The following is a 2,746-nucleotide window of genomic DNA, read 5'->3' on the forward strand; positions in this document are numbered from 1 at the left end:
TCGCCCTCCGCGAATTTTCGAACGGGCGCTTACCCGATCGGCGTCAGCGTGTGGAAACCGCTCGCATGAAAGACGAGCGGTGCGACCCCTTGGGCGGTGGCGGCGCGGTGGAGGCGCAGCAGGATGATGTCGTGATCGCCAGCGACGATCTCGCGCTCGACCGAACAGTCGAGCCATGCGGTGGCATCCCCAAGGAACAGCGCGCCGTCGGGGGTGACGTCATAGGCGATGCCCGCGAACCGGTCGTCGCCGGGGCGGGCGAGCTGGCGCGCGGTGGCGGCCTGGGCGTGGCCGAGGAACGAGATGCCGACCCGCCCCAGCGTGCGAAGCTGTGCCCATGTCGCCGATCCGTGGCGGATGCACACCGATACCAACGGCGGCGCGATCGAGATGGCGACGAACGCGCTGGCCGTCATGCCGACCGGCCGGTCGCCGTCCATCGCGCACAGCGCGGTGACGCCGGTCGGGAAGTGGCCGAACAGCCGGCGCAGGTCGGTGTCGTCGCCGGGCGCGCGCAACGCATCGATCGCGCAAGGGGCGGGGGCGGGGGTCATGCCGCCACCTCCGCCGGCATGGCGGCCGGAGCGGTGCGCAGCGCATAGCGCCGGGCGAGCGCGGCGCAGACCATCAACTGCATCTGGTGGAACAGCATCAGCGGCAGGACGATCAGCCCGACCGTGGCCGCCGGGAACAGGATGTTGGCGATCGGCAGGCCGCTCGCCATGCTCTTCTTGGAACCACAGAACACGATCGCGATCTCGTCCTCCCTCGAAAAGCGCAGCAGCCGGCTCGCCATGGTCGTGAAGCCCAGCACCATCGCCAGCAGCGCGCCGTCGAGCAGGAGGACCAGTCCCAGGTCCCGCGGCGTCACCCGGCTCCAGATGCCGGCGACCATGCCCGCGCTGAACGCCGCATAGACGACCAGCAGGATCGATCCGCGATCGACCAGCATCGTCAGGGTCTTCTTCCCCGCCAGCCAGTCGCCGATCAGCGGCCGCGCGCATTGGCCGAGCACGAACGGCAGCAAAATCTGCAACGCGATGTCGCCGATCGCGTCGAGCGACATTCCGCCCGCCGTGGTGCCGAGCAAGGCCGTCGCCAGCACCGGGGTCAGCACCACCCCGACCAGGTTGGACAACGACGCGCAGCACAGCGCCGCCGCGACATTGCCGCGCGCGATCGAGGTGAAGGCGATCGACGACTGCACCGTCGAGGGCAGCAGCGCGACGAACATCAGCCCGGTGACGAGCCCGTCGTCGACATGGCCCTTGAGCGCGGCCATCATGCCCAGGCCGATCAGCGGAAAGACGGCGAAGGTCGTGGCGAACACCAGCGCCTGCAACCGCCAGTGCAGCATGCCCACCCAGATCGCCTGCCGCGACAGCCGCGCGCCATACAGGAAGAACAGCAGCGCGATGGCGCCATGCACCACCAGATCGAGCAGGTCCTTCGCCGACCCGCGCGCGGGGAACAGCGCGGCGAGCGCGACCATGCCCATGATCGCGACGATATAGCCGTCGGGGCGCAGCCGGCGCAGGAGTGTCGTCAACCGTGGTCCCCCAGTTCGGCGCGGACGATCGCCGCGCCCGCGCACAGCGCGTTTAGCTTGCCGCGCGCCACGCCCTGCGACAGCGGGGCCATGCCGCAATTGGTCGCGGGATATAATTTGTCGGCATCGACGAACGCCAGCGCCCGGCGCAGCGTGTCGGCGACTTCCTCGGGCGTCTCGATCGCGTCGCTCGCCACGTCGATCGCGCCGACCATGACCGTCTTGCCGCGCACCAGCTCGATCAGTTCCATCGGCACGCGCGAATTGTGGCATTCGAGCGAGATGATGTCGATCGACGAGCGCTGCAGGTTGGGGAAGGTTTCCTCATATTGCCGCCACTGCGACCCCAGCGTCTTCTTCCATTCGGTATTGGCCTTGATGCCATAGCCATAGCAGATGTGAACGGCGGTCCGCGCCTTCAGCCCCTGCGCCGCGCGCTCCAGCGTGGCGATGCCCCAGTCGTTCGCCTCGTCGAAGAACACGTTGAACGCCGGTTCGTCGAACTGGATGATGTCGATGCCCACCGCCTCCAGCTCGCGCGCCTCGTCGTTCAGGATGCAGGCGAACTCCCATGCCAGCTTCTCGCGGCTGCGATAATGGCCGTCGTACAGCGTGTCGATCATCGTCATCGGACCCGGCAGCGTCCATTTGATCGGCTGCGCGGTCTGCGCGCGCAGGAAGCGCGCGTCGTCGACGAACACCGGTTTCGGCCGCGACACCGCGCCGACCACGCTCGGCACGCTGGCGTCGTAGCGGTTGCGGATGCGCATCACCTCGCGCTTCTCGAAATCGACGCCGTCCAGATGCTCGACGAAGGTCGTCACGAAATGCTGGCGCGTCTGTTCGCCGTCGCCGACGATGGCGATGCCCGCCTGCCGCTGATCCTCGACCGCGAGGCGCAGCGCGTCGCGCTTGCCCGCGACCAGTTCGTCGCCTTCGAGCTTCCACGGCGACCACAAGGTTTCCGGTTCGGCCAGCCAGAGCGGTTTGGGCAGACTGCCCGCGGTGGTGGTCGGCAACAACATCGTCATGATCGGGTGTCCTGTATTCGTGGTGCCGCTCTTGCGTCCGGTCGACCTTCGACCCGGAACGCCGGAACCGCTGCTCCCCTCCCTGACAAGGGAGGGGCTGGGGGTGGGTCGGCCTGCGAGGAAACGGGAGCGCGCCCAACCGGCCGACCCCCCCCCCCCCCCCCCC

3 protein-coding genes are annotated in these 2,746 nt (G+C 68.5%); all 3 read right to left on the reverse strand.

The features are described from left to right. Positions 1 to 29: 29 nt before the first annotated feature. The 3 genes from ASE78_RS04240 to ASE78_RS04250 are packed head-to-tail and all read right to left on the reverse strand — an operon-like array spanning position 30 to position 2,580. Complete coding sequence (locus ASE78_RS04240; RefSeq protein WP_056493701.1) at positions 30 to 554, reverse strand: flavin reductase family protein; 525 nt, start codon at positions 552 to 554, stop codon at positions 30 to 32. After that, the gene (locus ASE78_RS04245; RefSeq protein WP_235514870.1) at positions 551 to 1,549 is read right to left on the reverse strand and encodes a bile acid:sodium symporter family protein; all 999 of its coding nucleotides are present in this window, start codon (positions 1,547 to 1,549) and stop codon (positions 551 to 553) included. Before ASE78_RS04245 ends, ASE78_RS04240 begins: the two co-directional genes overlap by 4 nt. Further along, complete coding sequence (locus ASE78_RS04250) at positions 1,546 to 2,580, reverse strand: methionine synthase (protein WP_056493703.1); 1,035 nt, start codon at positions 2,578 to 2,580, stop codon at positions 1,546 to 1,548. The genes ASE78_RS04245 and ASE78_RS04250 overlap by 4 nt, the downstream gene beginning before the upstream one ends. Between the last annotated feature and the right edge of the window lie 166 nt (positions 2,581 to 2,746).

This window comes from Sphingomonas sp. Leaf25 (assembly GCF_001421635.1).
Taxonomy (GTDB): Bacteria; Pseudomonadota; Alphaproteobacteria; order Sphingomonadales; family Sphingomonadaceae; genus Sphingomonas.